Genomic DNA, 24,034 nt, shown 5'->3' with positions numbered 1-24,034 from the left:
CTACAGTGGCGCCCGGCGTCTGTGGCCCAAGGAATGGATTGTGGAGATTTCGTTGCATGAAACTCCATCCGGCGATTTCGCCTCTTTTCAAGGCCCCCATCATTTCTTTACAAAACCCGACGAGCTTTGACCGATGAAACCCTTCCCCCTGCTCCTCCTTTTTGCCCTGCCGCTGGCCGCGCACCCCAATCACGAAGCGTCGGTCCACAATGACGACCTTGACCTCAAGCAGGCTCACACCGATCCCCCGGCCCGCAACCAGGTCTCGATCCGTGTTGCCGGCAAACGCCGGATCATCCAGTCGAACGGGATCCCCGATCACGACACCGGACAGTTCCCCAGCCGCAACAATCCGAACTCGATCACCGAGCAAAGCTACAGTTTCGAGATTCCGGTGAAGCCGGAGGTCAGCAGCCGGGGTACTGCTGTCGGACACAACCTTTTCGGGGTGGCCCTCAATGGCGTCGTCTTTGATCCGGCGACTGCCGAGTACTATCGAAACGACCGGAGTTCCGATTGGAACTACGAGGCACTCGGCGGCGCGGTGGATCTCGGACTCGACGACCACCACGCCCACGTCCAGCCCACCGGTGCCTATCACTACCACGGCCTGCCGAGCGGACTCTTCGAACGGCTCTCCGGCGGCAAGCAACAAATGACTCTCGTCGGTTGGGCCGCCGACGGATTTCCGATCTACGGCTTGTACGGATACAAGGACCCGAAGGATGCCAAAAGCGGGGTCGTCAAGGTCCGCTCCAGCTACCGGCTGAAGCAGGGCACGCGGCAGGGGTCGGCAGCACCTCGGGGAAAGCACGACGGCACCTACACATCGGACTACGAATACGTCGACGGCTTGGGAGATCTGGACGAGTGCAACGGCCGCTTCGGGGTGACGCCGGAGTTCCCCGAAGGCAGCTACCACTACATCCTCTCCGAGGACTATCCGTTCATCCCGCGCCTCTTCCGTGGTGAGCCGAACCGGACGTTCATGAAAGGCGGACCCGGCGGCGGACAGCGCGGAGGACCTCCGGGGGGCGGACCACCTGTCGGGGGAGGCCGTCCGCAGGGTCCTCCACCCGGGTCCGACAGACGCCCTCCTTTCGGCCATCCGCCTCACGGCAATCCTCCGGAAGGACCGCCCCCGGGCCGTCGATGATGCGGTTTACAAACCGGACGGTTCGGGCGACTCTTCCCCCGTGATTCGGATCGCATGCATTCTGAGCATTGCCGTCGCCGCCTGTTCAACCGGCAGGGATGTCGGCGCCCCGCACCACCCGGATCTCAGCCTGACCAAGCTCGCCCTCGAAGCGGAGGGAGGCTCAAAGCTCTTCCGCAGCTATCAGCCCAACGGGCCCGTGCTCTGGAGCCAAGGCTGGACATGGAAGCTTGATCTCACCGGAGTCGCGTGGGACCGGTCGAACACCGCCACCGTGATCACCCCGCGCCACGTGGTCATGGCCGCCCACTACACGCGCAAGGTCGGCCAGAAGCTCGTATTCCATGACCGCACCGGAAAGCGGCATGCCCGGACCGTGGAGCGCATCATTTCATTCAAAGACCGTGGAGTCGGAGGCGACGTCGCAGTCGGACTGCTCGATTCCCCGCTCCCGGCTTCCATCAGAACCTACCCGCTTCCAGCTCTCGGCGAACAGGATGGAGCCTCATTGGTCGGCGCCGTGGCTTTGGTCACCGAACAAAAACGCAGCCTCTACTTTCACCAAATTGGCTCGGTCTATTCCCAGGGCTTGGTTTTTAGATTCGACTCCAGGATTTCATCCAATCGCCGCAAGCATCTGGTCGCCGGTGATTCCGGACACCCTTCCTTTCTGCTCAGCAAAGGGGAGCTAGTACTGCTCGAAACTCATACCGGCGGAGGGCCAGGGTCGGGGCCGTTCTACGGCTCGAGACTCGTTCAGAAACAAATCGAGCGCATCGTCGAAGAACTCGATCCGAAGTATTCGGTCCGGACCATCTCCATCGACAAGCGGGCTCTCGACGAGGCGGAAACCGGACGGGAAGCGATGCCCAAGCCGCCGCCACGCCCAGCCCAAGCGTCTCCGCAACCCGCCCCGCCTTCCAACAGTGGCACACCACGGCGACCGCGCCCTCGCGTTGTCCGTCCTCCCGAAGAACCTACTTCGACACCTTGACCTCGTAATCGCCGAGCGCCCACTGGATGCCGGCGAGATAGTGACGCAGCACCTTGGGGTGCCAGTACATGTCGTGATTGTGCCCGAGTGAGCAGTAGAACACGCGGCCCTCGCCCCAGTGCCGGGCCCACGCGACGCCGTAGTCGTTGTCGTCGCGCTTCATGCCCCCCACCTTCTGGCTCTTCTCGGGATTCAGGCGCAGCAGCATCTCCACCTTGCCCGAGTCATAGGGATCCTTGAACTGGTAGATCTCCTCTTTGAACTCGACCGGATCGCCTTCGAACATCGCCACCAGCGGGTGCTTCTCCTTGCCGGGTTCGACATAGATATGCACCTGCGCTCCGGCACCCCAAGGGTGACCGTTGAAGTAGCCGTTCATCATCTCGCCGTACTTCGGCCAGTTGTAGAAGGTGTCGGTCGCGGCGTGGATGCCGACGAAGCCCTTCCCGCCCTCGATGAATGCCATCAGGCTGTCCTGAAGCTCCTTCTCGTCGGTCGCTCCCTTGAACGCGTTCTGGGTCGTGCTGAGGAACACGATCGCGTCGAACTCGTCGATCTTGCCGGGCTCGAAGTTGGAGAAGTCGTCGCTGACCACCGCCTCGAAAGCTCCGGTATCCTTGCCGAGCTCGGTCAACGCCACCTTGCCGGTCGCGATCGACGCGTGGCGGAAACCCGCGGTCTTCGAGAACACCAGAATCTTGCGAGCCTTCTTCGGCTTGGCATAGGCCTCGTCCGGAATCGCCGCCTTGATCTTTTCAAGCGCGCCGTCCGGAGGAGACTCCTTCTTGGGCGCCCACGCGATGAGGCCGGCTGCCAGACAAAGGCCGAGGGGCAGGAGGATGGAGCTTTTCATGATGGGTCGGAGTGTCAGGCGTCGAGGGACGTCCATGCGGCATTGGCATTCGACGATGCCACCACCGCTTCAATGAAGGCCATCCCGCGGATGCCGTCGTCGATCTTCGGATAGTCGGTCGCGGTTTCCTCGGGCTCGACTCCGTCGGCAACGGCGCGCACGTGGTTGGCGAAGTTCTTGTAGATGTTCGCAAACGCCTCGAGGTAGCCCTCGGGGTGCGACGGAGGCGTGCGGCTCGCCGACGCGGCGTTGGCGCCGAGGTAACCGTTGGCGGTGCGGTAGACCTGCATCGGCTGGTCGAGCCACTTCACCAGCATCGTGTTCGGCTCATTCTGGTGCCACTCGATGCCACCCTTTTCGCCATAGACGCGGAGGTTCAGGTTGTTCTCCTCGCCCACGCTGATCTGGGAGGCGTGGAGCACGCCCTTCGCGCCGCCTTCGAAACGAAGCAAAACGTTGCCGTCGTCATCGAGCGCGCGGCCCGGAACGAACGCGGTAATGTCCGCGGCGAGTTCGGAGATTTTCAGGCCGGTGACGTACTCGGCGAGGTTCTCGGCGTGCGTGCCGATGTCACCGATGCAGCCCGCCGCGCCGGAACGCTTCGGATCGGTCCGCCATGCCGCCTGCTTCTGGTCGGAATCCTCAAGTTTGGTGGCGAGCCATCCCTGCGGATACTCGACCACCACCTTGCGAATCTTGCCGAGCTTGCCGGACGCCACCATGTCGCGCGCCTCCTTGATCAGCGGGTAGCCGGTGTAGTTGTGGGTTAGTCCGTAGAGCTTGCCGCTCTTTTCGATGATGCCCTTCAGCTCCTTTGCCTCGGCCAGATCGAAGGTCGCCGGCTTGTCCGAGAGAACGTGGAAGCCGGCCTCCAGAGCCGCCTTGGCCGCCGGGAAGTGGACATGATTGGGCGTCACGATCGCCACGAAATCCATTCGCTGGTCTTCGGGAAGCGCCGCTTCCTTCTCCATCATCTCCTCGAAGCTGCCGTAGCAGCGGTCCGGAGGAAGGAAGAGGTCGGCACCCGAATCCTTCGAGCGCTGGGGGTCGGACGAGAAGGCGCCGCAGACCAGCTCGAGCTGACCGTCGATGCCGGCGGCAATGCGGTGAACGGCTCCGATGAAGGCGCCACGGCCTCCACCGACCATTCCAAATCGGATCTTGCGTTTGAATGCGGACATGGGTCTGGAAAATTACTGGTTGTCGCGGTCGAAGGCGGCGTCGAAGGCGGCTTCATTCACAGGGAAGTCGAGGTCCTTGACGTAGGCACAGCTCTCGGTGGCACCGTGGAAGCGGTCCATGCGGCCGTCCTCCCATTCGATCGACAGCGGACCGGTGTAGCCGATGTCGTTGAGCGCCACGATCACCTCTTCGAAATTGATGTCGCCGCGGCCGACACTACGGAAGTCCCAGTAGCGACGCGCGTCGCCGAAGTCGGTGTGACCGCCGAACACGCCGACGTCACCATTGCCGTGCCCCCACCAGGCATCCTTCATGTGGGCGTGGTGGATCTGCTCGGCGAAGGTGCGGATGAATTTCACGTAGTCGACACCCTGGTAGCCGAGGTGCGAGGGATCGTAGTTGAAGCCGAAGCGCTTGTGTCCTTCGACGGCCTCGATCGCGCGGGCCGCACTGGCGATATCAAACGCGATTTCGGTCGGGTGCACTTCGAGCGCGAAGTAAACATCCTCGGCTTCGAAGGCGTCGAGGATCGGACCGAAGCGCTTGGCGAAGTCCTCGTATCCGGCATCGAGATAATCCTGACTGGTCGGCGGGAAGGCGTAGAGGGCGTGCCAGATCGACGATCCGGTGAAGCCGTTAACCACCGCCTTGCCGGTTCCGGCAGCGCGGCCGGCCATGTAGTCCTTGCCGGCGTCGAGGAACTTCCGGCAGGCCTTGGCCGTGTCCATCATCTCCTTGGCGGCGCGCTGGCGGACCCCTTCCGGGTCGCCGTCGCCCCAGACATGGCCGGGAAGGATCGCCTGGTGACGCGCGTCGATCGGATCGCAGATCGCCTGGCCGACGAGGTGCGACGAGATTGAATAGGCGCCGAGGTCGTTCTTCTTCAGAAGCTCCCAGCGGGCAGGAATGTAGTCGGGATCATTGAGCGCGGCCTGGACGTCGAAGTGATCGCCCCAACAGGCGAGTTCGACGCCGTCGAAGCCCATGGCTTTGACCTTCGGCAGGAGTTCTTCCGCGGGAATGTCGGCCCACTGGCCGGTGAATAGCGTGACTGGACGTGGCATGGATTCTCTCGGGGTTGTGGATTGGCTAATCTAGCGCGAGCCTAACGGCCTCCCTTTCACCGGATCGATGGGAAAATGGCCGGATGTCGGGGAAAATCGCGTCTTTCACTCGCCTTTCAGCGACTCGTCGAAGGCCTGCCGCAGACGCTCGGTCACCCGCCTGTCGGCGAAGCCCCGGCCGTCCCAGTCGGAAACCCAGACGACGCCCCTTGTGGCGGATGTCAGGAACAGCTCGTCCGCCTCCCTCGCCTCCGCGATCGGAAGCGATTGTTCCTCGACCTTAAGCCCCAGCGAAGTCGCCAGATCGATCACCCGGCGACGCGCCGTCCCGGGCAAACAGCCGCAGTCCAGACTCGGAGTCACGACGGTTCCGTCCATTACCGCGAAGACATTCGCCGTCGCCGCCTCGCTGACATTTCCGCGCGTGTTCGGAAAGATGAGCTCGTCAGCACCCGCCTTCCGCACGTGATCGAGCGCCACAAGGTTCTCCGCGTAGCTCGAACACTTCACCCCGGCCAAAGGTGACCCTTCGTTCCGTGGCCATGGCGAAGTGATGACCCCAACCGACTCCGGTGGAAGCGCAATCGCTTCGACCGCGAGCACGGTCAGCGGCTGGTCACCATCCAGATCGTCAATCCGGCCGCGTCCACCCGTCCGCATCAGCCGGACTTTCGCCCGTGGAGCGGCGAGCGATGAGAGCACCGGGTCAATCGAATCGAGGATCTTCGACTCATCGGGCGGAGCCATGCCGAGCCGCAAGCAACCGGCTTGCAGGCGCTCGAAGTGGAGTTCCGGCGCGACCAGGCGACCGTCGACCGCGAGCATGGTCTCGAAGACACCGAGACCGTGCGTGAAGGAGCGGTCCTCAAGCACTCCACCGACCTCCTCCAGCGTCCAGACCTTCATCGGGGAAAGCCTGCGCGCTATGCCCCGAAGCTGGAATCCAAAACGCGGCGTAACGGGAAAGTTCCTGTAACGTTGAGCCAGCCGGGGACGTTACCCCACGAACCCATGAAGATCCTTGCCCTCCTGTTCGCGCTGTCGGCCACCGCGATCCACGCCGCCCCGGACCGCCCCAACATTCTCTGGTTCTTCCTCGAAGACCTCTCCCCGTGGGCCGGCTGCTACAACCATCCGCTGAATGTCGGCCACACCCCGAACATCGACTCGCTCGCGAAACAGGGTGTCCTCTTCGAACGCGCCTACGCCCCCGCTCCGGTCTGCTCCCCCTGCCGCTCGGCGGTGATCACGGGAGCCAGCCAAATCCGTTCGGGCGCCCATGAACACCGCTCGTCGCGAGTAAAGGGTGGTGAGATCCAACTGCCCACCGGTTGGAAACTCCTCCCCCAACTGCTCAAGGAGGCCGGCTACTACACCTTCAATGCCGGCAAGACCGACTACAACTTCCAGTGGGACTCGAACGCGGCCTACGATTTCAACGGCAAACAGAAGAAGAAGCCGTGGACTCCGGCCGGCGACAAGCCGTTCTTCGGCCAGATCCAGATGGCCGGCGGGAAGGGCAACGGCGACAAGTTCCCGAACGACCGCAAGGTGGAGGTCGGAAAGGTCAAGGTCGCTGACGACTACCCACAGGACGAGTTCCACATGGGGCTCTTCGCCGAGCACCTCAACACCGTCCGCAAGAACGACGACCAGGTCGGAGAGATCCTCAATCAACTGAAGGCCGACGGTCTGATGGAGAACACGATCATCGTCTGGTTCTCCGACCACGGCGCGAACCACCTGCTCCGGCACAAGCAGATGTGCACCGAAGGCGGCCTCCATGTACCGCTCGTAATCACGGGTCCGAAAAAGTGGATCACCGGAGAAGCCGGCAGCCGTCGAAATGATCTGGTCAGCCTGCTCGACCTCTCGGCAAGCACCTGCGCGTGGGCCGGTGTCCCGGTGCCCGACTGGTTCGAAGGCACACCTTTGTTCGCGGAAGGCCGCAAGCCGGCCGAATTCGTCGCCTCCGCCCGCGACCGCTGCGACCAGACGATCGACTCCGTCCGCAGCCTGCGCACCGACCGTTTCCGCTACACGCGGAACCTGCTCACCGACCGCAACCTCTACCAACCGCAGTACCGGGATCCGCGCCCGGAGATGAAGGTCATCCGCGCCGCCTATGCGAACGGATCACTGGATCCGAAGCTGGCGAAGATCTACTTCGGGGAACGTCAGCCCGAGGAGTTTTACGACCTGAAGAACGACCCGCATGAGCTGGTGAACCTGGCCGCCAATCCGGAGTTCGCTGCGGAACTCGAGCGTCACCGCGAGCTGATGGACGGCTGGCTCGCGAAGGGCGACATGGGCGACAACCCTGAGCCGAAGGCGACGATGGTCTACGAAGGCACCAAAAGCCCGTTCGCCAAGAACGCCCACAATCCGGAATACGAAAGCGTCCGGCCGGATAACGACGGCGACGGTCTGTCCGACCTCTGGGAAAAGAACAACGGGCGCGATCCGGCGGACGGCCGCTTCCGCTTCGACTTCGATTGCGGTGGCTGGATGACGGAGGGCTGGACTTCCTCGGGCACCGACGCTCTTCCGGGAATGCAAGGATTCCTCGAGTTCCATCTCACTGCCCCGAAGGCCGAACTTGTTCGCGACGGACTGAAGCTGAGCGGCGCGAAGAACTCGGAACCGCTGCGCATCCGTCTCCGGACCGACAAGCCGGTTCAACTTTCGTTTGGAACTGAACCCGAGAGCAACGCCAAGGGAGTCGAGATCTCTCCCGGCAAGCATTTCCAAGAGATCGAACTCAAGCCCGAGTGGCCCGAAACCACCAGCAAGGTCACCCTTGGCATCGAAGGCGAGACCGGAACCAAGGTCGAGATCGACTGGATCCGCTAGGCACCCGCACCTCCCTTAAAGCAACTCCTTCACGAAGACCCGCGAGTCCCGGCCGCTCTCTTCGAGCTGCTTGCGCCGCGACTCCGGCAAATCTTCTGCCTTCCCTTCCTCGTAGCCCATCCGGTCGTGGAAAAACGCGGCCGAGCGTGTCGTCAGCGCGAACACCCGCGGCAAGCCCTTGCTCTGCGCCACGTGCTGCGCGTGACGGACGAGATCGGCGCCGTAGCCCCGGCTTTCGTGGTTCATCTTGACGTAGAGGCAAGCCACCTCCCCGATCGACATTTCAGGATACACATGTAGGGCCACGCAGCCGACGACGTTGCCGTCGATCGTCATCACGTGGTAGTCGCCCAGCTTCGCCAGAATGTCCTCGTAGTTCCGCGGCACCAACTTCGTCCGGCGCACCACCCGTCCGATCATCCCCAGCAACTCGGGAATGTCCTCGTCGCGCAACGGACGAATCTCGCGGTAGGCATCGGCGTGGATCATCGTTCCGACGCCCTCGTTGGAGAACAGCTCATCGACGAGAACACCCTGCCGCCGGCCATTGAGAACATGCACCCGCGGCACTCCGCGCTGACATGCCTTCGCCGCGGCAACCAACAGGTGCTGGCCGGTGACATCCCCGGCCGCCGCCAGTGCCGCCGCTCCGGAAGCCGGCACGGCCGGAACCGGCTCGCCATCGATGAGGATCGCTTCCTCAAGCAACGTGATGAGCTTCACCGCACCCATCCCCAGCGTGAAATCCACGACCTGCGGGTCGAGCGGATCATTCGACGAAGCGTCGGCCACGACCGTCTGGCCTCGCCCGTGGATCGCCTTGGCCTCCTCGATCGCCCCGGGATCGCCCAGCGGCTTGGTCATCCGCGCCGACTTGATCTCACACTCGAGCGTCCAGTCGTAGAGGTCCTGCAGATCGCCTCCAAGCACGCCGAGGACGAGTTTCACCCCGACCGCCTCCAACGAGGCGAGGTCGAGAAGCGTTTCCGCCACCGCAGGCTCCGGCAGCAGTCCGGCCTCGATCAGCACGACGAAGACCTTCCCGCGGAACTGCGGAACATACTGGAGAACTGCCCTGACGTCACCCTGCGCGGCCACGCGGCTTGTTAGCAACCCGGACCGGCTCGCGCAAGCGGCAGCCTTTGGAGTGCGGTGGCAGAACCCCGTCAGGGGTGGCGACACCGCTTTCGAACCGACCCTCTCCGCCGGATCACCTCAATCCCGGCCAAACCCCAAAAGCGGTGTCGCCGGTCGCAGACTCCCTCTGCCACCGCACTCCAAATCTCACTTGAGGATCCGCTTGCGGACGCACAGCACTCCGGCGAAGTGGACGAGCGGATAGGTGAGCACGAAGACGATCCCGATTCGGAACCGAAAAAATTCCCCGTAGCTGGGATCAACTACGAACATCCATCCCAATACACCGGTCAGACCGAGTATCACCAAAGCGGAAGCCACAAGCAACGACCACCACAACACCCGGCTCACCGACAACTGCCGGACGAGAAACGGCGATCCGAGTACAACAGCCGCTCCGAGAACCCATGCGAAGTCCGGGCCTTTCGATTGGAATGACATGTTATGAAAATCGATAAGGCTCGGAATCACGCTCAACCAAATCTCCCATCCGTGCATAACCTCAAGCATTTGTCCGCTCGAGAGATAACCAGACTCGATCAAGGGCAACGCATTGATCACCAGCATCAACACCGCCGCCGCAATGAACAACCCGCGCGCAACCCGATCGGAAAGCCGGTCCTTCATCCCTTGCGTCTTCCCGCAACACCCACCACCAAGCCAAGCAGCCCGAGCACGACAACCCCCGCATCGCCGATGACGGCGTAGAGCGACAGCGCGGGTCGGGTCGGAATGCGGACATCCGCAAGCAGCCAGCCACGGGTGAGGTGGCTGCCATCTTCGTCGCGCAGTTCCTGGGGCTCGCCGGTGACCGGATGCGCGGAGCTTCCAACCGAATTCACCGCCGCACTCACTCCGGTGTTCGCACAGCGGACCATCGGCCGTCGCAGTTCGATCGCACGAAACTTCGCATTCGCATAGTGCTGCGCCGCCGCCGGACTGTCCTTGAACCATCCGTCGTTGGTGACGTTCAGGATCAACTGCGGACCGGACCGCACGAAGCGGCGCATCAGCCTCGGAACCGTGTCCTCGAAGCACACCGTCGGGATCAGGCCAACCGTTTCACCCTCCACTTCGGCAATCAGCGGATCAAAGCTTTCCCCTTTGGAAAACGCACCACCGTACTGCGCCCCCGACTGCTGCTCGTACAGCGTCTTCAGGAAAGGCAATTCCTCCACGAGCGGGATGTACTCCCCGAAGATCACCAAGTGATGCTTGCGGAAGGTTTGCAGGTCATTCTGCGGATTGAGCAACACCAGCGAATTCCAGACCCGCGCATTCTCCTTCTCGACCATCGCATCGCCAAGCATCTCGCCCTCGATCTCGTTGAGGCCCATCACCAGCGTGAAATCGCCTTCGCCGAAGACGCGCGACATCGTCTGCAGGTTCTCGTCCCATGTCCCCCAACTGCCGTCCTCCAACCGGAGAATCCGGCCAACCAGCGACGACTCCGGCCACATGACCCAATCCGGCGTGTTGAGCACCACGTCCCCTCCTTCTGCAGCCGCCTTCTCGAAAGCTTCGGCATCCTGTTCCTCGATCGCCCTCAGAGCTTTCAGCGTCTCCTCCTCGTAACCGAGGTGAATGTCGGTCGGCGACCAAAGACGCCGCGCCGCTTCCTGCGGAATGTTCAACTGCACCAATAGTACTTTGAGCCGGACGCCCTCCTGCTTGCCGACGGTGTGAAGCCGCCAGACGCCGTAGCAGAACGCCAGCGCGATCAGGGTCGCCGCCACACCAAAGTCAATGTGCGGCCGGAGCTTTCCTCCCTTGGCTTCCTGCCAAAGCCGCAGGCCAGTCTGAACCAACACCGCCTGGAGGAACACAGGCAGGAACGACAAACCACAGATCCCGAGCAGGTCCGCCGACTGCGCCATCACCGGCGTGCGGTGGAAGGCGACACCGAGCGAGTTCCAGCCGAAGCCGGTGAACACCCAACTCCGCAGCCATTCGGTCAGGCACCAGACCGCAGCCACGCAAAAGGCGATCCTCAAGGAACGGAGCGACTGACGCCAATGGTTGTCCTTCTTCGCGGACTTCTCGCGAACCTTCTTCGCGATCCTGCTCTCATCATCCCCTGATACAGGCGCCTCGCGCCACGGGTTCGCGAATTTGGCCGCGAACATTCCCCACAACGCGGGATACAGCGAAAGGAAGGCCGCGACCGCGATCCACCCAACGGGGCTGACAACCCGCAACCACTCGAAGGCGATCACGAAGGCGCCGAGGCCGGCGAGATAACCAAGGCCGAAGCCGCGCCATCCCGGACGCTTGCCCCCGGCCGACCACACCGCCGCCAGCAGCGGAAGAAATGCGACCCAGACCAGCCCGCCGAGATCGAAGGGCGGCACCAGCACCGCCATCGTCACGCCGCTCGCCAACGCAGCGGCCGGACGCAGCAAGCCACGCCCGACCTTCGCTCCAGCGGACGCTCCCTCGCTCATGCCATCCGCGACTGCGCGTCCGCCTCGATCGCGGTCCACAGGCTGTCAAGGGCAGCGCCGACCTCGGCCTTGCGCTCGGCGAGACTGCCACCGGGAGCCGCCTTGCCGAAGAGGTAGAACTTGATCTTCGGCTCGGTGCCGGAAGGGCGCACCGCGAACGAGCGGCCGTCGGCCAGATCGACAAAGATCATTCCTTCCTTCGGCAACTGGTCGCCTTCCTCATCGAACAGGTCCTGCGTCGAGAAATCGCGCATCCGCTCCACCGCGGCACCATCGAGTTCGGTCGGAGGATTCACCGAGTAGGACTTCGCCAAAGCCTGGATCTTCGCCGCACCGTCGGCACCTTCCATGACCATCGCCTTGCCCCGTTCCTCATGGTAGCCGAACTCGTCGTAAATCGAGTCGAGCAGGTCGGGCAAAGTGGTGCCGACCGACTTCGCGTAGGCCGCGACTTCGGCGAACATGACTGCCGCGCCATTCGCGTCCTTGTCGCGAACAAAGTCGCAGCCGAGGTAGCCGTAGCTCTCCTCGCCGCCGAAAAGGAAGAAGCGCGAATACTCGAGCCGCAGCTTGCGGGTCGTGTCCTCATCGAGCGACCGGTAGTCGCCGCCCTTCTTGTCCTCCGGAATCGCGTCCTCGTATTTCTTCAGCTTGGCCGCGATGTACTTGAAGCCGGTGAGCGTGTTGACCACTCCCAGTCCGAACTTGGCCGCGATCGCCGTCTGCAGCTCGGTCGTAACGAAAGTCTTCACGAACAGCGCACGGGCCCGGGTCGTGTCGTTGAGCCAGCCGACCTCAAACGCCGCCATCCCGCGATACCACGCCATCAGCGAGCCGATCTGGTTGCCGGTCAGCAGACGCATCTCGCCCTTCGAATCGCGGGCGACCACGCCCATCCGGTCACTGTCGGGATCCGTGCCGATGACGATCTGGGCGCCCTCCTTCTCCGCCAAAGCGACCGCCATCTCGAGGGCCGCGGCATTCTCCGGATTCGGCGACGCGACCGTCGGAAAGCGACCGTCGCGAACGTCCTGCTCGGGCACCGTCAAAACTTCGAATCCGAGCTCGCGAAGCATCGGCACCGTGATGTGCCCGCCGGTGCCGTGGATGTTGGTGAAGACGACCTTGGCCGATCCGCCCTCAAGCAAGGACGGCTGCATCAGGAGCGACTTCAGGCGATCCATGTAGCGGCGGTCCATCTCCTCGCCGAGAATCGTCACGCTGCCCCGCTCGCCTTCCGGCACCGGCTCGTAGACCTCGCTGTCGATCGCGTTGACCTGGGAAATGATGGCCGACGCGTGGGGCTCGACGATCTGGGCACCGTCGTTGAAGTAAGCCTTGAAGCCGTTGTCGTGCGGAGGGTTGTGACTGGCCGTCAGGACCACGCCGGCATCGGCACGAAGCTCGCGGATCGCGAAAGACAACTGCGGCGTCGAGCGGGCATCCTCGAACAGATAGGCATCACAGCCGAGATCGGCACAGACCTTCGCGCAGAACTCGGCGAAGTCGCGCGAGAAGTGGCGGGTGTCATGGGCGAAGACGAGCTTCGGTTTTCTACCTTCCGGAACCGCTCCCTTGGCACCCGCGATCAGGCCTCGCACGGCGCGCGAGACATTGAAAAAGTTCATCGTCGCGGTCCCAACGCACGGATGCTCCGGTCGCTCGTTCGGTCCGCCGGCTCCTTTCTCGACCTCGGTCACCACGCGGCCGATCGTCCGCCCCCGCAAACCTCCGGTGCCGAAGGCCAGCGTTTTGTAGAACCGATCGTTCAGCTCCTGCCACTCTCCGGCCCCCGCAAGCTCGCGGACCGCGGCCTCGGCCACCGGGCTGGCCGCCCCGGCAAGCAGCAGGTCGATGTTGGCGCGGGAGCTTTCGAGAAGGTCTCCGGCGGCGGTCGCTTGGTCGAGTAGGGCTGGGAGGTCGCTCATTTCGCGCTGGATGCTAGCGGGCATCTCCGGCATGGCAACGCCTCCCATGAGACAATTGCTCTCCGAGGCCATCGCCCGACGCGCGCCGCTGCCCGACGCGGCGACCGACGCGTTTCGCGTGTTCGACGGCATCGGCGACGGCCTCCGGGACCTCGAAATCGATGAGTTCGCCGGTCGCTGGCTGGTCTCGACCCGCGACCGCAGGCTTCCCGACGGTGCACTCGACGCCTTCCGCGAAAGTGGTCGGTCCATCTACCACAAGCGGCTCGACCAGCAACAGAAGGAGTCCCCCGAGCACCTCTGCGGTCCTGAGCAAGACGAGCCCTTCGTAGCGCGGGAGAACGGCCTCAACTATGAGATCTCCTTCCAGTCCGGCTACTCGCAAGGCATCTTCCTCGATCAGCGAGACAACCGCTTGCGACTCCGCGAGGAATCCACGAGCGGCCCGACCTTGCTCAACACCTTCGCCTACACCGGGGCCTTCTCCGTTTCCGCCGCTGCGGCTGGAGCGGAAACCACCACGCTCGACCTTTCCCAGCCCTACCTCGACTGGGCCAAGCGCAACATGCTGCTGAACGGCATCGATCCCGCCACCCAGCACTTCTGCAAGGGCGACACCTTCCACTGGCTCCGTCGCTTCGCGAAACAGGGCCGCAAGTTCGACTCCATCGTTCTCGATCCCCCGACCTTCTCCCGTGACAAGGACGGCAAGGTGTTCCGTGTCGAAAAGGACTACACCCGCCTCGTCGCCCTCGCCGCCGCGTGCCTCGAAAAGGGCGGGCGTCTCCTCGCCTGCACCAACTGCCGCCAACTCACCGATCGCGCCTTCGAGTCCCAGGTCCGCGCCGGCTTCGACCGCCCCGTCCGGATCGAATCCTCCCCCATGCCCCCCGACTTCACCGCCCCGCCCTACCTGAAGTCGCTGTGGGTCATGGGTTGACTGCTAGGGCGCGGCCAAACGCCTCGTCGATTCCCTTTACAATCCTGCCAAAGAGCTCCATCTCGATGAGGGATTCAGCGCTGGTGAAGAGGCTGGTGATCACCATCGATGTCTGGCAGAGCGAGTGGGCGCAAAGAGTGCCCGGCATTCCGAGTCCTTCATGGCTAGGCGCACGAAGCATCGGCGCATTAGCACCAAAACTCTGAGTGCCGAGTGAGGTTGAGATACCGTTGGCTGCGGCGTGAATCTTGTGGCTCGCCCGCTTGTAGAGGACTCGCATGTGTTCTTGCCCATGTTCCTCATCGAGCCGCGCCTCGAGATCCCTGAACTGAGGATTCTTGTCCTGCAAGGTCGCGGAAGCCCATCCAAACGGGTTCTTGAACGAGTCGCCGTGCTTCTCAAGCATCTCTTGGAAAGCCGTCTCCAGGTCCTTCGTGCAGGCATCGGACGGCGGTTTGATTCCTCTTGCCGCCTCAAGTTCTTGCTCCAGTTGGTGACACTTCAGCTCGTCGACAATCTCGTGATCCAGATAGGCCTCCGCGCAGGCTTCCCCGCGGAGCCGAATGAATGTGGCGGTGACCGCGATCTCGTAGAGAGATCTCCAGCGGGCGAACGCCGCATCAGGAAAGCCACCCTTCAAAAGATGGAGAATCTCCTCGGCCATCAGACAGGCTCTCGAGTGATTCCGTATCAGTGCCGAGAAAAGGTGCTCCCCCGGGGATCCATTCGAATTGACCTCTTGGATGAGCTTGGTCCCCCAGTCGAGGTTGAGGGAGATAAACTGCTCCAGTCGGTCGAGCCCCTCCTTCCACAGCAGATACGTTCCGTTCCGAATGTTGTCGAGGTATCCGGCTCGCTCCTTGAGGGTTCTTGACCTAGACGCCGTAAGGCTCGCCAAACGCACCTTCATCTGGCTTTCGAGAACGTGAGGGAAAGCCTCTTCGATTGTCTTTTGGTCATACAGCCGCATCGCTTCGTTGGGATGCTTGCGAAATTCCTCATCAAGGTAGCTCTGGAGGTTCCTCATCATGCGGTGTCTAGGCATCACGCTTCTTGTCGTGGGCCTTGGCCTCGGGCGTGTCGTGAACCTCGCCATCGCACTCCACGACGAGCGCTGCATCATGGCAGTAGAAGTCGCAGATGTAGTCCCCGAACTGATGCTGTCTCCGAAACTTCGCGCCCCCGAGCTTCCGGTCTCGCAGCAGTTCCCACAGCATCTCCTCCGCTGGTGTCTGGTTCTCCCGCAACTCCCTCGCCCTCTCCACCATCCCCGCAAACTCCAGCCCACCCCGATAATGCCGGCCATCCACCTCCCTCTCCCCTTGGGAGAGGGTCGGGGTGAGGGTGCCCGTAGGGCTTGCCTCCCTCTTCATCCCGCAGCACCTCCTCAGCGACTCAATCGCCCGATTCACCCCGAGATACTGGTGATTCCTCGCCACCAACTTCCCCGTCGCCCCCTTCGCATCCACGAACCTGCAAAAGTTCTCCAGCAGGTCCAGCAGCCGCCCCTTCTCGCAGGTCCCGCGCAGCAGCGTGTTCAGCGAAATGTCCGGCGTCTCGTCCTCCGCCGCCACCTTCTTCCAATCGGCGAAATGCTCCCACGCCGCGGTCAGGCTGCCGATCTTGCTCTGCACCCCGTTCGAGACGAGCAGGAAGCCATTGTAGTGGAATAGCTGCGGGATCGCCTCCTTGTAGTCCGCCAGGTTCTTGTCGAAGGCTTCGCGCACGTTCACCCCCGGCTTCTTCAGCTCGATCAACACCAGCGGCAGCCCGTTCACGAAACCGATCAGGTCCGTCCGCCGCGTGTAGAGTTCGCCCGCGATCCAGAACTGCGAGACCAGCAGCAAATCGTTTTTTCCGGGGTCGTCCCAATCGACCACCCGCACCACCTCCGTGCGCTGCCCGCCGCGCTCACGGTCCGGGATCTTCACCTTCACCCCGCCTCGTAGCAGCTTGTCGATCTCCCGGTTCGCCTCCACCAGGCTAAGCGCCGAACGATCCCGCGTCAGCTCCTCCACCGCCGCGTCCAACGCTTCGGCGGGAAGCTCCGGGTTCAAGGATTCGAGCGCCGGCTTCAGCCGTCCCGTCAGCACCACCTCTCGCTTCGCCTCGCGGCCGAGGCTGCTCGCACCCGAAGACCACTCGTCGTAAGCATTCACCGAGTCCCAGCCCAGCTCATGCTCCATGAGTTGGATCGCGGGCTGCTCGATCAGGTGGTCTTCGGTGTAGCCGCTCATGGTTTCTCTTCGATCGCAGCCAGAAACTGCCGGACCAATTCATACGCCCGGCGGGCTTGTTCCTGGCGAGTCTCGGGATCGGTTTCGTTGTGGAACTCCACCACCTGCATCGGGCCATACGATTCCACCGATTCGAATTTCACCCCGAGGTATTCGATCGCCTTGGAAACATCCGCGTCATCCTTCCGTGAGCGCCACGCTTCCGCCAACTCGGAAATCCCGCCCGCGTAGTGGTCGAGACAGTAACAAATGTCGTAGGCGTCCTTCGGCTTGTCCCGCCCAATCAACGCAAAGGCCTTCATCACGAGGAAATCCGGAACCGATGCCACCTGCAGCGACACCGTGTTCGTGGCTCCGCTCACCATCTCACCCTTCAGCTTCTGGGAAAGCGGACTGTGGAAGGCCGCCGCGCAACCGTCCGCCTTCAGCACCCGGAATCCCTCCAGCAACTTCGGTTTGTTCTTCCGCGTCTTGACCTCCTTCGGCGCAAGAAATTCGACCTCGACCACCACCGGCTTCTCGCCATCACCCAGATCCACCTCCGTGACGAACTGGAACTCCTTCTCACCCTGCCAATATCGTTTAGTTCCGAGCAACAACTTCAGCATCTCGGCATACCGCCCCTCATCCAGCTTGCCCGCATCAAGCGCCAGATCGACATCGATGCTGCCAATGTGTGGCTCATCGGTATCAGCAATCACCAGATCCGGCACCCATCCGCCCACCAATACGAGGCAATCCTCGAAGGACGCGAGCACCTGCATCACATCGACGATCACCCGTCTCGCCGCCGTCACCTGCCGGGGCTCGTAGTCGTCCGCGAATCGTGGCTCGTCAGACATGGTTTCCCTCTCCTTCCCACACCGGTTTCAAGCATTGATTCATGATCGCTTCCGCCGCCTCGGCTCCCCTGCCGCCCACGTGGAGCAGATCCAACCAAGTGATTACGGGATTGGTGCAACCAAGCCGTCCGTCACTGTGGTTCCCCATGTAAAAAACACCGGCATCATCAGGAATCAGGACCACCAGGTTCTCCCCGCTTGCCACCCGCTTCGCCTCGGTCACCTCGATGAACTCATCCAACGCCGCATCGCTCACATAAAGCCATGTCTTGTTCTGACGGACACACGGAGCCTGGAAGTCCGCCGCACTGAATGCCGCATAGTCGACCTCTCCTTGCGCATCGTTCAAGCTTATCAGCCTCCTGTGCAGTTCCTGCGGTTTCAGCAACGTGAAATAGCCCAACTTCTGATGCCGATCAAACCGGTAGGCATTCCCCCAGGTTTCCATGAGGCCGACAGCATCCTTCACCCGAAATGTTCCATCATCGAGTGTTTCCAGCCACGCCTCCTCGCGCAGGTGGGTGACCACCTTGTTGACCAATCCGATGCTCACGCCCGGCTCACAGTATTTCTGCAGCGAGGTTTGAGTCCACTTCGCCCCTGCATTCTGTGGGGCAAGAAGAGCGAGCAAGACCCTCGCGGAAGCCGCCGTGCCAAGATTCGCTTTCGGCTTCGGTCGCGTGTGTACGGGCTTGTTTCCGGTCCTTTCGATGTAAACTGCCCCCGGAACCACCAAGCGGCAGTTACCGGCGAGGTCATACCAGCTCCAGCCGTGCTCTTCGCACAATTCCGCCATCCGTGGCGAAATGTAGGGGGCTGCCAGAACCGGAACCCTGGTTTCCCTGGAACCGTCTTCCAGAAACCTGTTCCGAAGACTCACGAACGGGAACTGCGACGGGCGCGGCAGATTCTTGCACTCCACCCACAGCTCGATCTTGTCCCCGCTTCGTGGAAGTCGCAGTTCCCCCATGATGTCGAATGCTTTGTCCGAGGCTGCAGGGTTCCGCCAAACCTTGACCTCGCCCCCCAATCCGGGGATTTCCTCAAGAATCGAAAGGAGCTGCTGCTCCAGCTTCCGCTCAAGCAACTCGGGCTTCTCATTCACGAACTCGGAGCCTTTCACGTAGACATGAAAACCCAGCTTTCCGTGAAACGCAACCCAAGTTTCACGGATTTGCTATTTTCACGTTTTCGTGAAAACACTATATTCATGAAGCAATTCAGCATTTTCACTCGAATCGCCCTTTTCACCGCTCGGTGAAACCCGAGCCCCACCGATCTCCCAGATTTTGCGCGATTTCTGCGAGATCCCGGAAAAATCCCGGATTCCACCGGCTGGATCTCCCAATCCACCACCCGCCCATCACGTGGAGCTTTGCTCTTTACGTGACCAACCTCCGTCCGCTGCCCTCCGTGCTTGGTGTCCGGGATCTTCACCTTCACCCCGCCGCGCATCAGCTTGTCGATCTCCCGATTCGCCTCCACCAGGCTCAGTGCCGCGCGATCCCGCGTCAGCTCCTCCACCGCTTCCCTCCCAGAGCAGGCTGACCACCCTGTCCGCCGTAGCCTTGGCGAAGGAGGATCGTCATAGGCGTTCACCGAGTCCCAGCCCAGCTCATGCTCCATGAGCTGGATCGCCGGCTGCTCGATCAGGTGGTCTTCGGTGTAGGAGATCATTCTGACATTCCCTAACTCAGGCACCTAATTAGCTTTTACACAGTCAAAGTCCACAACCTCCAACTCAAAGCGATCCCTGCACTCCGTCGCCCTCGCTAGCACAACATCCGTAGGCCACCCGACTAACCATCCCTTTACCAGATCAACATCCGGCTCCGTCGAGCGGCACCCAAAAATCACCCTCGTCACCAGGCTTTTATTAATACTCACAATCGACGGCGGCACCCCCTTCCGAAAGATTCGATATTCGTCTTCGTGCGCCCACTCATGGTGCTTCGTAAAAATGATACTGTTGACCAGTTCATGGCTCTCCGTCTTGTCGTAAAGTCGGAGATAGTTCAGTTCGGGAAAGCCACGCGAGTACTTCACATCCTTAAACACCACGCCAGTTGACGTTCTTGGGTCACGAAGAAGGGCCTCCTGGTACGGAATTCCGCACGGAACGCCCATATCGGAAAACTCGAACTCGATCGCTACGCCTTTGTGATTGTCGGCGTAGTAGGAGAACATCGGGATCGAGTTGGGCTTCTTCGAAAGGCAAAAAACGCTGGATCGGTTGTAGGTCTCATCCCAAGTCTTGAGGCCGATATTGCAGAACTGATCCCCCTGCCGCCAGAGCCTCTTGCTCTTCGCAACCTGAAGAGGCTCCTTAAACTCCGGATAAGCTTCCTCCATTCGACTCAAGTATGACACCCATTCCTCATCTGTGGAGTCATTCACATGCAGCCGTAGATTACAGTCGAATGGATCGTTGAAGTCCTTTGGTGCGGCGAACCAAATCTCAGTCTTCTGGAGAATCGCTGCAGTGAACTCATTCACACTGCCGTCGGCGTTTCGCAACGACCTGTATTTGTAGAATTTCTTTACTTCGTCCATGGCTATCAATCGTTCCTTTTTTCTTTAGCGTGCGATCAATATCGCTCAAGCCCCGCCAACGTGCCGCCGCTGATAGCGCCAACGTTCACCAATCGCTCGAAGAGATTCATCGTCAAGACGGGCATTCTTCCATCCCGCATCGAAGCCAATGTCGTGAGACCGCGGCAACTGTGAATCGGTCAGTTCACGAACAAGAATCCTGGAGGGAAGCATCGCAGCGAGACCGACGAAGATCGCCTCCCGCCTCCGCAGACCCGAAAGCATCTTGGTAAGCCCTGCCATTGAATCCGGGAGTACAGACCGGACGTGATTTCGGTCCGACTCGTTAGTAATTCGAAGCACGATCCAGCTATTGCACTGCGACAGAACCGTAGCTTCGACCTCGCTGGGCGCCCAAAAGAAATGCTCTGCCGCTTTGACTCATCAATTCTTCGAATTTGTCGATTGCGGCAATGAACTCGGTTCCACGAAAGGGCGTAAAGTCGTCAGGGTCAGGCATGGCTTCAGGTCGTTCGCGAGAGCAGCTTGGGAAGCAGCAGGTCGCGGGTTTGGCGGAGATTCCGGATCCGGTCATTCAATTGCTCCTTCTGATCGAAGAGCGGCTCAACGAGGCGATCGAAAGCCCGAGCAACGCCCTCCGGCGGCACAGCGAGTTTCAGAGACGTGATGACCTTTGCATTTGCCTGAGGCTGCGCAGAACCACTGAGATTCGTGCGGATAAATGCTTTGTAATCGTCTGACTCAACCAATGTGCCGACATGACGATTGCTGAATGCGGGGTCGATCCGCAGACGGACCAAGTATGAGGCGAAGACGGCTTCCGGGTGGCGCTTGTTCAAGCGCTTGGCGTACCCGGTTGTTGCGCCCGTCCGAGCAACAACAATATCGCCACCCTTCAGCGAGAACTTAGCCAACTTCTTCTCCTCGATTTCGCAGTAGGGCACGGCAGCCCAATCAAGGTTTTCAGGGACGATGTCCGTGATTCGCAGAAACTTTGGACCGATCTGTTCTGACGAGGCGCTAGCCGTGTATCCGTAATCCACCGATTCACACAAATCAGCCAGAGACTTCACCTCCCACCCTTCCGGGATGGGGCCGAGGGGGGAGTCGACGAGGGGGACGCATTCGTGGCCGGGGAAGCGGAAGTGGACGAACCACTCGCGGTAGAGGGATTGCGCCATCTCCTCCAGGATCCGGATGCGCCGCAGGTTGTTCTCGATCAGGTCGTCGTAGGCCGAGAGGATCCCTGCAATCCGGCGTTGGGTGGGGAGGTCGGGCACGCAGATCGGCATTTCTTTGAGCAAGCCGATTGCCATTCGAACTTGATTCGCTGCTCCCCTCGCATGGGCTTTGATGTATTCATGAAAAGCCTCGCTCCTGCCGACATAACCCAACCAAGTTTTGTCCACCGCTGAAGTCGAAGGCCGGAGCAGAACGGCGTTTTGATTGAGCAGAGCTCCGTTTGCTCTAGCAGGAACAATACCTGGGCGACCGACGACAGATCCAGGCTGAGTTGGGTGCGAACCGACAGTGCAAATAATCAGGTCGCCTGTGCGGAGCTCGTGCTTCGCATACTTCGGGAAAGACGCTTCCGAAAGGAATCTGCAATCCGAGAGGTCAACGGTCTCCCCGTGAATATCGCTAACTCGAACCACGGGGATTCCAGATTCCGAATACTCGCTTTGATTCCACGCTCCTCCGTTTGTGAACGTTGCGATCTCGCCAAGGGAGGTCTGACAGAACCCGTTCTTCATGCATCCTCCATTTTTCGGTGAAATACATAGACCCTTGATTGGATCATTTTGACCTCGTCCATCGGAATCACTTCCACGGTTGATTCCTGGGGCTCGAAACCAGGACTCATCACGATGAGCTTTGTATCCCTGACTTCGCGCAGTCGAAGAGCATGCCAGTTGTCGACGAGCTCAATCCTTTTCTCGTCCTTCCACCACTTCTCCCTTCCTACGATAGCCCCAATAGAACCGGGAAGAACAGCGACGGTGCCAGGGATGTCTTCTGGCAGAAGCATATTGACCGGCACCCCCGCCGCCTCGAAGAATGAAGGAAAGTCAGCAGGAGCGATTTTTCCTGGATGAGCACTCCAATCAGGAAACTCGGTCGCGAATTTCGAGAGCATGTCCCGTTGAGGAAAATCGACACCTATCGACAGCAGGATCGACTCGATGCACGCCAAGCCACACGACCACCGGGTTTCTTGCTGGATTTTCGGTAGGTATTTCATGCCGTCTCCAGAATCTCCGCCACGTTTGCCTCGATCCGTTCCTCCAACTCCCGCGCCTCGGCGTTGAGCACTTCGAGTTCCTCGTTGAGGGCTTCGAGCCGTTCCTTGAAATCCTCGTCGCTGAGTTCCTCGCCCTTGGCGACGCCGACGTAGCGGCCGGGATTGAGCGACCAGCCCTGGGCCTCGATTTCCGCACGGGTGGCCGCCTTGCATAGGCCTGGGACATCGACGTAGCCGGTGGCGTCGCCGAAGACCTCCTCCCATTTCGCCTCGGAGCCGTGCTCGAACTCGAGGTCCTCGCCGCGGTAGAAGCGGACGACATTGGCGAGGAACTCGTTCTGCGCCGGGGTGAAGTCGCGGTGGGCGCGGTCGAGCTGGCGGAAGACGTGGCGGGCATCGAGGAACAGGACGGTGTCGCGCAGATGTTTCGGACGGCTCGGAGATCCGTCCCTACCTTTGTCGAGGAACCACAGGGTGCAGGGCAGCGTGACGGTGTAGAAGAAGTTCGACCCGATGCTGACCATGACGTCCACGTGGCCGCTTCGGATGAGTTTTTCCCGGATCTCCTGCTCGGAGGCGCGGGCGTCGGCGGCGGAGTTCGCCATCACGAAGCCGGCCCGCCCGGTGGCATTGAGCGCGGAGTGGAAGTGCTGGATCCAGAGGTAGTTGCCATTGTCGGTGCGCGGCAGGCCGAAGGCGTAGCGCGGGTCGTCGGCGAGGCGCTCCTTGTCGATCTTGCTGACGTTGAAGGGCGGATTGGCGAGGACGAAGTCGAAGCGGCCGACGGAGTCGTGGAGGTCCTCGTAGTAGGTGTTTCCCTGGCGGATGTCGCCGCTGAGGCCGTGGACGGCGAGGTTGAGCCGGGCGAGGCGGCTGGTTTCGGTGACCCGCTCCTGGCCATGGACGGAGATCTCGGCGGTGGGGTTGCGGTGGTGGTTCTCCACGAAGCGGGCGGACTGGACGAACATGCCGCCGGAGCCGCAGGCGGGATCGTAGATGCGCCCGTGGTAGGGCTCGAGGATCTCGACGATGAGGCGGACGATGGAGGTGGGCGTGTAGAATTCCCCGCCCTTCTGCCCCTCGGACATGGCGAACTTGCCGAGGAAGTATTCGTAGATGAGGCCGAAGGTGTCGCCGCCCTTGTCCATGGGGATGGAGGCCATGACCTTGAGCAGCTCGGCGAGGGTGCGGTTCTCGAGGATCTGGTAGGTCTTCGGCAGGACGTCGGCGAGGTCCGGGTTCTCCTTCTCGACGGCGCGCATGGCGTCATTGACCGTCTGGCCGATGTTGCCGCCCTCGGGGAGCTGGAGCAGGTGGCCGAAGCGGGCCTCCTCAGGCAGGTAGAGCACGCCCTTCGCGTGGTAGTCGGCCGGGCCGATCTTGCGGCGAGACGGACGACCGGGGCGGTCGTCCCTACCTTTCAAATCCTCGGCGGCGGCCTGGAAGCGGACGTCGGCGTAGCGGAGGAAGATCAGGCCGAGGACGATCGGAGAAAACTCGGAGGGCTTGAGGGCGGCATTGGCCCAGAGCTGGTTGGCGGCGTCCCAAAGCGTCTTTTCCAGCTCGGAGTGGGAGTCGTCGGCGGAGGCGGGTTCGGTCCAGTGCATGG

General features: G+C 61.5%; 21 protein-coding genes. 4 read left to right on the top strand and 17 right to left on the bottom strand.

Annotated features, from left to right (window positions below):
- Positions 1-133: 133 nt before the first annotated feature.
- Together HAHE_RS18545 and HAHE_RS18540 are read left to right on the top strand one after the other, a co-directional pair.
- Positions 134-1,156, top strand: coding sequence for a YHYH protein (locus HAHE_RS18545; RefSeq protein WP_338686559.1), 1,023 nt, complete (start codon positions 134-136; stop codon positions 1,154-1,156).
- A 40-nt stretch (positions 1,157-1,196) separates the two neighbouring features.
- Positions 1,197-2,150, top strand: coding sequence for a hypothetical protein (locus tag HAHE_RS18540; RefSeq protein WP_338686557.1), 954 nt, complete (start codon positions 1,197-1,199; stop codon positions 2,148-2,150).
- On the opposite strand, the gene HAHE_RS18535 is transcribed toward HAHE_RS18540, so the two are convergent.
- From HAHE_RS18535 to HAHE_RS18520, 4 genes are all read right to left on the bottom strand, one after another.
- Entirely contained in the window at positions 2,134-3,003 is an 870-nt protein-coding gene (locus HAHE_RS18535; protein WP_338686555.1) for a ThuA domain-containing protein, read from the bottom strand. The two genes, HAHE_RS18540 and HAHE_RS18535, sit on opposite strands and share 17 nt — an antisense overlap.
- Positions 3,004-3,017: 14 nt before the next feature.
- Positions 3,018-4,184: a Gfo/Idh/MocA family oxidoreductase gene (locus tag HAHE_RS18530; RefSeq protein WP_338686553.1), complete on the bottom strand. Its 1,167-nt coding sequence runs from the start codon at positions 4,182-4,184 to the stop codon at positions 3,018-3,020.
- 12 nt (positions 4,185-4,196) lie between these two features.
- Positions 4,197-5,249 (bottom strand): sugar phosphate isomerase/epimerase family protein, encoded by a 1,053-nt coding sequence (locus HAHE_RS18525; RefSeq protein WP_338686551.1) that lies wholly within the window; start codon positions 5,247-5,249, stop codon positions 4,197-4,199.
- A 105-nt stretch (positions 5,250-5,354) separates the two neighbouring features.
- Positions 5,355-6,155 carry an aminotransferase class IV gene (locus tag HAHE_RS18520; RefSeq protein ID WP_338686549.1) on the bottom strand — a complete coding sequence of 267 codons (801 nt, stop codon included), beginning with the start codon at positions 6,153-6,155 and terminating at the stop codon, positions 5,355-5,357.
- A gap of 105 nt (positions 6,156-6,260) precedes the next feature.
- Here HAHE_RS18520 and HAHE_RS18515 point away from each other — a divergent pair, with 105 nt between their 5' ends.
- Positions 6,261-8,102, top strand: coding sequence for a sulfatase-like hydrolase/transferase (locus tag HAHE_RS18515; protein WP_338686547.1), 1,842 nt, complete (start codon positions 6,261-6,263; stop codon positions 8,100-8,102).
- Positions 8,103-8,117: 15 nt separating this feature from the next.
- Here the strand turns inward: HAHE_RS18515 and HAHE_RS18510 are convergent, their stop codons facing one another.
- From HAHE_RS18510 to HAHE_RS18495, 4 genes are all read right to left on the bottom strand, one after another.
- On the bottom strand, positions 8,118-9,200 hold the full coding sequence (locus tag HAHE_RS18510; protein ID WP_338686546.1) for a GNAT family N-acetyltransferase: 1,083 nt from the start codon (positions 9,198-9,200) through the stop codon (positions 8,118-8,120).
- Positions 9,201-9,386: 186 nt separating this feature from the next.
- On the bottom strand, positions 9,387-9,866 hold the full coding sequence (locus HAHE_RS18505; protein ID WP_338686545.1) for a hypothetical protein: 480 nt from the start codon (positions 9,864-9,866) through the stop codon (positions 9,387-9,389).
- The gene (gene lnt, locus HAHE_RS18500; protein ID WP_338686543.1) at positions 9,863-11,683 is read right to left on the bottom strand and encodes an apolipoprotein N-acyltransferase; all 1,821 of its coding nucleotides are present in this window, start codon (positions 11,681-11,683) and stop codon (positions 9,863-9,865) included. Before lnt ends, HAHE_RS18505 begins: the two co-directional genes overlap by 4 nt.
- Positions 11,680-13,611 (bottom strand): phospho-sugar mutase, encoded by a 1,932-nt coding sequence (locus HAHE_RS18495; RefSeq protein ID WP_338686541.1) that lies wholly within the window; start codon positions 13,609-13,611, stop codon positions 11,680-11,682. The genes lnt and HAHE_RS18495 overlap by 4 nt, the downstream gene beginning before the upstream one ends.
- A gap of 46 nt (positions 13,612-13,657) precedes the next feature.
- Between HAHE_RS18495 and HAHE_RS18490 the strand changes: the two genes are divergently transcribed.
- Entirely contained in the window at positions 13,658-14,551 is an 894-nt protein-coding gene (locus HAHE_RS18490; RefSeq protein ID WP_338686539.1) for a class I SAM-dependent rRNA methyltransferase, read from the top strand.
- Here HAHE_RS18490 and HAHE_RS18485 read toward each other — a convergent pair.
- The 9 genes from HAHE_RS18485 to HAHE_RS18445 all read right to left on the bottom strand — a co-directional run bounded on the left by HAHE_RS18485 (position 14,541) and on the right by HAHE_RS18445 (position 24,032).
- Positions 14,541-15,674, bottom strand: a complete 1,134-nt coding sequence (locus HAHE_RS18485) for a DUF5677 domain-containing protein (RefSeq protein ID WP_338686537.1) — start codon at positions 15,672-15,674, stop codon at positions 14,541-14,543. The two genes, HAHE_RS18490 and HAHE_RS18485, sit on opposite strands and share 11 nt — an antisense overlap.
- Positions 15,589-16,788, bottom strand: a complete 1,200-nt coding sequence (locus tag HAHE_RS18480; RefSeq protein WP_338686535.1) for a type I restriction endonuclease — start codon at positions 16,786-16,788, stop codon at positions 15,589-15,591. The genes HAHE_RS18485 and HAHE_RS18480 overlap by 86 nt, the downstream gene beginning before the upstream one ends.
- A complete protein-coding gene (locus HAHE_RS18475; RefSeq protein ID WP_338686534.1) occupies positions 16,785-17,630 on the bottom strand; it encodes a nucleotidyl transferase AbiEii/AbiGii toxin family protein in 846 nt (281 codons plus the stop codon). Before HAHE_RS18475 ends, HAHE_RS18480 begins: the two co-directional genes overlap by 4 nt.
- Complete coding sequence (locus tag HAHE_RS18470; RefSeq protein WP_338686532.1) at positions 17,623-18,660, bottom strand: type IV toxin-antitoxin system AbiEi family antitoxin; 1,038 nt, start codon at positions 18,658-18,660, stop codon at positions 17,623-17,625. Before HAHE_RS18470 ends, HAHE_RS18475 begins: the two co-directional genes overlap by 8 nt.
- An 89-nt stretch (positions 18,661-18,749) precedes the next feature.
- A complete protein-coding gene (locus HAHE_RS18465) occupies positions 18,750-19,307 on the bottom strand; it encodes a hypothetical protein (RefSeq protein WP_338686530.1) in 558 nt (185 codons plus the stop codon).
- Between the two features lie 24 nt (positions 19,308-19,331).
- On the bottom strand, positions 19,332-20,183 hold the full coding sequence (locus HAHE_RS18460; RefSeq protein WP_338686529.1) for a DUF2971 domain-containing protein: 852 nt from the start codon (positions 20,181-20,183) through the stop codon (positions 19,332-19,334).
- A gap of 503 nt (positions 20,184-20,686) precedes the next feature.
- Positions 20,687-21,937, bottom strand: a complete 1,251-nt coding sequence (locus HAHE_RS18455) for a restriction endonuclease subunit S (protein ID WP_338686527.1) — start codon at positions 21,935-21,937, stop codon at positions 20,687-20,689.
- Entirely contained in the window at positions 21,934-22,425 is a 492-nt protein-coding gene (locus HAHE_RS18450; RefSeq protein WP_338686525.1) for a hypothetical protein, read from the bottom strand. The genes HAHE_RS18455 and HAHE_RS18450 overlap by 4 nt, the downstream gene beginning before the upstream one ends.
- On the bottom strand, positions 22,422-24,032 hold the full coding sequence (locus HAHE_RS18445) for a class I SAM-dependent DNA methyltransferase (protein ID WP_338686523.1): 1,611 nt from the start codon (positions 24,030-24,032) through the stop codon (positions 22,422-22,424). The genes HAHE_RS18450 and HAHE_RS18445 overlap by 4 nt, the downstream gene beginning before the upstream one ends.
- Positions 24,033-24,034: the final 2 nt, after the last annotated feature.

The organism is Haloferula helveola, assembly GCF_037076345.1.
In the GTDB taxonomy this organism is placed as follows: Bacteria; Verrucomicrobiota; Verrucomicrobiia; order Verrucomicrobiales; family Akkermansiaceae; genus Haloferula; species Haloferula helveola.
The sequence above is the reverse complement of the archived record's forward strand: the minus strand, read 5'-3'. Positions and strand labels throughout refer to the sequence as shown.

Coding starts and splice junctions, on each gene's coding strand:
- HAHE_RS18520 (WP_338686549.1), bottom strand. CDS start 6,155: ATGAAGGTCTGGACGCTGGAGGAGGTCGGTGGAGTGCTTGAGGACCGC.
- HAHE_RS18505 (WP_338686545.1), bottom strand. CDS start 9,866: ATGAAGGACCGGCTTTCCGATCGGGTTGCGCGCGGGTTGTTCATTGCG.
- HAHE_RS18530 (WP_338686553.1), bottom strand. CDS start 4,184: ATGTCCGCATTCAAACGCAAGATCCGATTTGGAATGGTCGGTGGAGGC.
- HAHE_RS18445 (WP_338686523.1), bottom strand. CDS start 24,032: ATGCACTGGACCGAACCCGCCTCCGCCGACGACTCCCACTCCGAGCTG.
- HAHE_RS18450 (WP_338686525.1), bottom strand. CDS start 22,425: ATGAAATACCTACCGAAAATCCAGCAAGAAACCCGGTGGTCGTGTGGC.
- HAHE_RS18495 (WP_338686541.1), bottom strand. CDS start 13,611: ATGAGCGACCTCCCAGCCCTACTCGACCAAGCGACCGCCGCCGGAGAC.
- HAHE_RS18535 (WP_338686555.1), bottom strand. CDS start 3,003: ATGAAAAGCTCCATCCTCCTGCCCCTCGGCCTTTGTCTGGCAGCCGGC.
- HAHE_RS18475 (WP_338686534.1), bottom strand. CDS start 17,630: ATGTCTGACGAGCCACGATTCGCGGACGACTACGAGCCCCGGCAGGTG.
- HAHE_RS18485 (WP_338686537.1), bottom strand. CDS start 15,674: ATGATGCAGCGCTCGTCGTGGAGTGCGATGGCGAGGTTCACGACACGC.
- HAHE_RS18465 (WP_338686530.1), bottom strand. CDS start 19,307: ATGATCTCCTACACCGAAGACCACCTGATCGAGCAGCCGGCGATCCAG.
- HAHE_RS18525 (WP_338686551.1), bottom strand. CDS start 5,249: ATGCCACGTCCAGTCACGCTATTCACCGGCCAGTGGGCCGACATTCCC.
- HAHE_RS18545 (WP_338686559.1), top strand. CDS start 134: ATGAAACCCTTCCCCCTGCTCCTCCTTTTTGCCCTGCCGCTGGCCGCG.
- HAHE_RS18490 (WP_338686539.1), top strand. CDS start 13,658: ATGAGACAATTGCTCTCCGAGGCCATCGCCCGACGCGCGCCGCTGCCC.
- HAHE_RS18480 (WP_338686535.1), bottom strand. CDS start 16,788: ATGAGCGGCTACACCGAAGACCACCTGATCGAGCAGCCCGCGATCCAA.
- lnt (WP_338686543.1), bottom strand. CDS start 11,683: ATGAGCGAGGGAGCGTCCGCTGGAGCGAAGGTCGGGCGTGGCTTGCTG.
- HAHE_RS18460 (WP_338686529.1), bottom strand. CDS start 20,183: ATGGACGAAGTAAAGAAATTCTACAAATACAGGTCGTTGCGAAACGCC.
- HAHE_RS18515 (WP_338686547.1), top strand. CDS start 6,261: ATGAAGATCCTTGCCCTCCTGTTCGCGCTGTCGGCCACCGCGATCCAC.
- HAHE_RS18455 (WP_338686527.1), bottom strand. CDS start 21,937: ATGAAGAACGGGTTCTGTCAGACCTCCCTTGGCGAGATCGCAACGTTC.